We start from the raw sequence: 5,542 nt of genomic DNA, 5'->3' as shown, positions 1-5,542 counted from the left end.
GCCGAGGACGGTTCGTACGCCGCTGTCGGCGAGCATGAACGCGATGCGTTCGGTGGGCAGTTCCCCGTCGACGGGGAGATATGCGGCCCCCGCCTTCCACACCGCCAGGATCGCCGTCACCATCTCGGCACCCCGCGGCAGGCAGAGCCCCACCACCGACTCCGGACCCACACCCAGGTCACCCAGATACCGCGCCAGCCGTCCCGCCGCCGCATCCAGCTCCCCGAACGACACCTCCACACCCTCGGCCACCACAGCCACCGCATCCGGCACCACCGCGGCCCGGGCCTCGAACAACTCCACCACGGACCCCGACACCACCTCCGCCGCCGTCCCGTTCCACACCGCCAGCACCCGCGACCGCTCCCCCGCATCCACCACATCCACCCTGTGGACGGGGGTGTGGGGGTCGGCTGTCACGGCATCGAGTACGCGGACGAACCACTGGCCGAACCGGGCGGCCGCGGGCTCGTCATAGAGGTCCGCCGCGACCGTCACGGTTCCCCGGAGACCGGCCGGACGGCCGTCGGCGTCGAATGTTTCGGCGATTCCGATGTAGAGGTCGTATTTGGCCGGGGCCCGGACCGCCTCGTCGCCCGAGCCGGTGCCCCGGCCGCCGCGTACGCCGGGAAGTTCGAGCGTGGCGTCGGCGGTGTTCTGGAGGGTGAGGACGGTCTGCGCGAGGGGGTGGCGGGCCATCGACCGCGACGGCGCCAGCTCCTCCACCAGCTTCTCGAACGGCACATCCTGATGCGCAAACGCCCCGAGACTCGCCTCCCGGACCCGCCCCAGCACCTCCCGGAACTCCGGATCACCGGACAGGTCCGTCCGGATCACGAGTGTGTTGAGGAAGATTCCGACGAGGTCGTCCATCGCCTCGTCGCCGCGGCCGGCGATGGGTGATCCGATGGGGATGTCGGTGCCGGCACCGAGCCGGGACAGGGTGACCGCCAGCGCCGCCTGGAGCACCATGAAGGCGGTGACGCCTTCGGCACGCGCCAGCGCAGCCAGCCTCCGGTGTACTTCCGCGGGCACCTGGAGGGGGACCCGGTGTCCCTGGTGGCTCGCCACGGCGGGCCGCGGCCGGTCCGTCGGCAGGGTCAGTTCTTCCGGCGCCCCGGCCAGTGTCTGCCGCCAGTACTCCATCTGGGACGACAGCAGGCTCTCCGGGTCGGACTCGTCGCCGAGGAGATCACGCTGCCAGAGCGCGTAGTCCGCGTACTGCACCGGCAGCGGCTCCCATACCGGAGCCTCGCCGCGCAACCGCGCCGTATACGCCGTGGAAATGTCCCGGCCCAGCGGCGCCATCGACCAGCCGTCACCCGCGATGTGGTGGATCACGACCACGAGCACCTGCTCCTCAGGACCCGCCTCGAACAGCGAGGCCCGGAAGGGGATTTCCGTGGACAGGTCGAAGGTGTAGCGCGTCGCCGTCGCCACGGCGTCGGCCAGCTCATCGGGGGCCACCCGGGTGACCTGGAGTTCCCAGTCGAGGTCCGCGGGGTCGAGGATCCGCTGGTACGGCTCGCCGTCCACGGCCGGGAAGACCGTCCGCAGCGACTCGTGACGGCCGATGACATCCCGCAGCGCCGCCCCGAGTGCGCCGCTTTCGATTCCGCTCAGCGGGATGGGCATCGGGATGTTGTGCGTGGGGCTCGGCCCTTCCAGTTGAGCGAGGAACCACAGCCGCCGCTGGGCGAAGGAGAGCGGCACCCGCTCGGGCCGGTCGGCCGCCGTGAGCGGGGTACGCGTCGGGTCAGGGCCTTCGGCCAGACGGGCGGCCAGGCCGGCGACGGTCGGAGTCTCGAACAGAGTCCGTACAGAGATCTCGGCACCGAGAACCGTACGGATCCGGGAGGCGAGCCGTACGGCCAGGAGGGAGTGGCCGCCGAGCTGGAAGAAGCTGTCGTCGACTCCGACCGACTCCAGGCCCAGGACCTGGGCGAAGGCTGCGCAGAGCAGTTCTTCCCGGAGAGTGGCCGGGGCCCGGCCCTCGCCCGTGGTAAACCGCGGCGCGGGCAACGCCCGGCGGTCGAGCTTGCCGTTCACCGTCATCGGCAGGGCCAGGAGCGACACCACCGCGGCCGGAATCATGTACTCCGGGAGTCTGCCGGTGAGGAAGTCGTGGAGGCCGTCGATATCCGTCGCGGTAGCCGCCGCGATATTCGTCGCGATATCCGGGGTGGTGCCGGTGGTTGTCACGGGGACCACATAGGCGACGAGGCGGCGGTCGCCGGGGTTGTCCTCGCGGACCACGACCGCGGCCTGCCGTACCTCCGGGTGGGTGAGGAGTACGGCTTCGACCTCACCGGGCTCGATCCGGAAGCCGCGGATCTTCACCTGGTCGTCGGCCCGGCCCACGAACATCAGCTGCCCGTCCGCCGTCCACTTCACGAGATCTCCGGTCCGGTACATCCGCTCACCACCGGACCCGTACGGGCAGGCGACAAACCGCTCACCCGTCAGCCCCGGCCGCCCCACATACCCCCGCGCCACACCCACACCCGCCACGTAGAGCTCACCCGCGACACCCACCGGCACCGGACCCAACGCCCCGTCGAGGGCGTAAAGGCGTGTATTGGTGAGGGGTGTGCCGATGGTCGGCCGGTCACCGGCGGACAGCGGGGCCGACATCGACGCACAGACGGTGATCTCGGTGGGGCCGTAGGCGTTGATCAGCCGTCGGTCCGGCGCCCAGCGGTCGATCTGGGCGGCGTCGAGGGCCTCACCCGCGGAGATGAGGGTGCGGAGGGTGGGGAGGTCGCCGGTGTCGAGTGCGCCGAGAAGCGCGGGCGGCAGCGTCGCGTGAGTGACACCGTGCCGGGCCACCAGACCCACCAGCCCGTCCCCAGCATCCACACCCTCGCCCGGAGCCATCACCAGCACCCCGCCCGAGCACAGCGTCACCAGCACCTCCGACACCGCCGCGTCGAACCCCACCGACGCGAACTGCAACACTCGCGCCCCACCGTCCACCGCAAACCGCTCACCCTGAGCGGCCACCAGATTCACCACACCCCCATGACCAACCGCCACACCCTTCGGCACCCCCGTCGAACCCGACGTGTAAATCACATACGCCAAGGAAGCCGGAGCGAGGGTGATGGCGGGGGGCGTCGCGGGCAGGGTCGCGATCCGTTCCCGTACCCGCTGGTCGTCGAGGTGTACGACCGGGACGCCGATCGCCGTTCCGGCCAGGGCCTCGGTGAGTGCCGTGGCTTCGGTTCCGCTGGTGAGGACGGTGGCCGCGCCGCTGTCGGCGACCATGAACGCGATGCGCTCGGCCGGATGCCGGGCATCGAGCGGCAGATACGCCGCCCCCGCCTTCAGCACGGCCAGAATCGCCGTCACCAGACCGGCACCCCGCGGCAGGCACAAACCCACCACCGACTCCGCACCCACACCCCGGCCCACCAGATAACGGGCCAGCCGGTTCGACGCCGCGTCCAGCTCCCCGTACGACACCTCCACACCCTCGGCCACCACAGCCACCGCGTCCGGAACCACAGCCACCCGACCCGCGAACAGCTCCACCACCGACGAACCCGGCACATCGATTGAGGTGGCATTCCAGTCGGTAAGAACGCGGTCGCGTTCACCGGCCGGGAGGAGGTCCACGGTGCCGATCCGTGCGCCGGGTGTCGCGGTCACCGTGTCCAGAACACGCGCGAACCAGTCGGCGAACCGCGCGGCGGCGGGCGCGTCGAAGAGGTCCGCCGCCACGGTGACCACTCCGCGCAGCTCCGCCGGGCGGCCGTCGGCGTCGAACTGCTCGACCACCACTATGTCGAGGTCGAACTTCGCGGGCATTTCCACCGCACCGTCCGCCCCGCCGTCCGCCCCGCCGCTGTCACCGCCGGCGGCCAGGCCGGGCAGTTCGCGGGCGGCCCGCTGAGTGTTCTGCACGGTCAGGGTCGTCTGGAAGAAGGGGTGCCGGGAGAGTGACCGCTCGGGGGCCAGTTCTTCGACGAGCCGTTCGAAGGGGACGTCCTGGTGGGCGAAGGCCCCGAGGCTCGTCTCCCGGACCCGGGCCAGGACCTGCCGGAACTCCGGATCACCGGAGAGAACGGTGCGGATGACGAGTGTGTTGAGGAAGAAGCCCACCAGATCGTCCAGGGCCTCGTCGCCGCGCCCCGCGACCGGTGAACCGATCGGGATGTCGGTTCCGGCGCCCACGCGCGACAGGGTCACGGCCAGCGCCGCCTGGAGCACCATGAAGGTGGTGACGCCTTCGGTGCGCGCCAGCGCCGCCAGCCGCCGGTGGACCTCGGCAGGTATCCGGAGCGGGGCGGCATGGCCGCGGTGGCCGGTCACGGCGGGGCGGGGGTGGTCGGTGGGCAGGGCGAGTTCTTCGGGCGCTCCGGCAAGTGCCTGCCGCCAGTAGTCGACCTGGGTGGTCAGGAGGCTGTGGGGGTCGTCCGGGTCGCCGAGGAGTTCGCGCTGCCAGAGGGTGTAGTCGGCGTACTGCACCGGCAGCGGCTGCCAGTCCGGGGCCCGTCCGGTGAGGCGGGCCTCGTAGGCGAGGGTCAGATCGCGTGCGAACGGTGCACGGGACCAGCCGTCCGACGCGATGTGGTGCATCAGCACGAGCAGCATCTGCTCATCGGGTCCGGCGGCGAACAGCCAGGCCCGGACGGGGATCTCGGCCGACAGGTCGAAGGCGTGGCGCGAGGCCAGCCGTACCGCCTCGGGCAGCCCGCCGGTCGCCACCTCCGTGACGTTCAGCTCCCAGTGCAGGTCCACCGGATCCACGACGCGCTGGTAGGGCTCGCCGTCCACCGAAGGGAAGACCGTGCGCAGCGATTCGTGACGCCCGATCACATCGAGGAGCGCCGCTTCCAGCGCCGAGGCGTCCACGCCTCGCAGCCGGATGGGCACGGGGATGTTGTATGTGGGGCTGGGGCCCTCGAACTGCGCAAGGAACCAGAGCCTCCGCTGGGCGAAGGAGAGGGGGGTGTGCTGGGGGCGGGGGGTGGGGGTGAGGGGTGTTCGGGTGTGTCCGGTGTGGTGGGTGAGGCGGGTGGCCAGGGTGGCGACGGTGGGGCTTTCGAAGAGGGTGCGGAGGGAGAGTTCTACGCCGAGGACGGTACGGATGCGGGAGGCGAGCCGTACGGCGAGGAGGGAGTGGCCGCCGAGGTCGAAGAAGCTGTCGTCCACACCGACCGAGTCGAGACCGAGGACGTCGGCGAAGGCCGCGCAGAGCAGCTCTTCCTGGACGGTGGCGGGTGCCCGGCCCTCGCCCGAGGCGTACTCGGGGACGGGCAGCGCCTTCCGGTCCAGCTTCCCGTTCGACGTCAGCGGGAGTTCGGGGAGGGCGACCACCACGGCAGGGACCATAGGGTCGGGCAGGCTGCGGGCCACCCATTCCCGTAGCCCGTCGGTCTCGGGAGAGACGACATAGGCGACGAGGCGGCGGTCTCCCGGGGTGTCCTCGCGGGCGATCACGACGGTCTGAGCGACTTCGGGATGGGTGCGGAGTACGGCTTCGACCTCGCCCGGCTCGATACGGAAGCCGCGGACCTTGACCTGGTCGTCGGCCCGT

1 protein-coding gene is annotated in these 5,542 nt (G+C 71.1%); it reads right to left on the bottom strand.

Translation table 11 applies throughout. The features are described 5' to 3' along the window. Positions 1–5,542: amino acid adenylation domain-containing protein (locus ACWDR0_RS34420; RefSeq protein ID WP_456355773.1), on the bottom strand; the 5,542-nt coding region annotated here is incomplete at both ends.

It is taken from the genome of Streptomyces sp. NPDC003691 (assembly GCF_053981115.1).
This window is presented reverse-complemented; position numbering and strand designations above follow the sequence as displayed.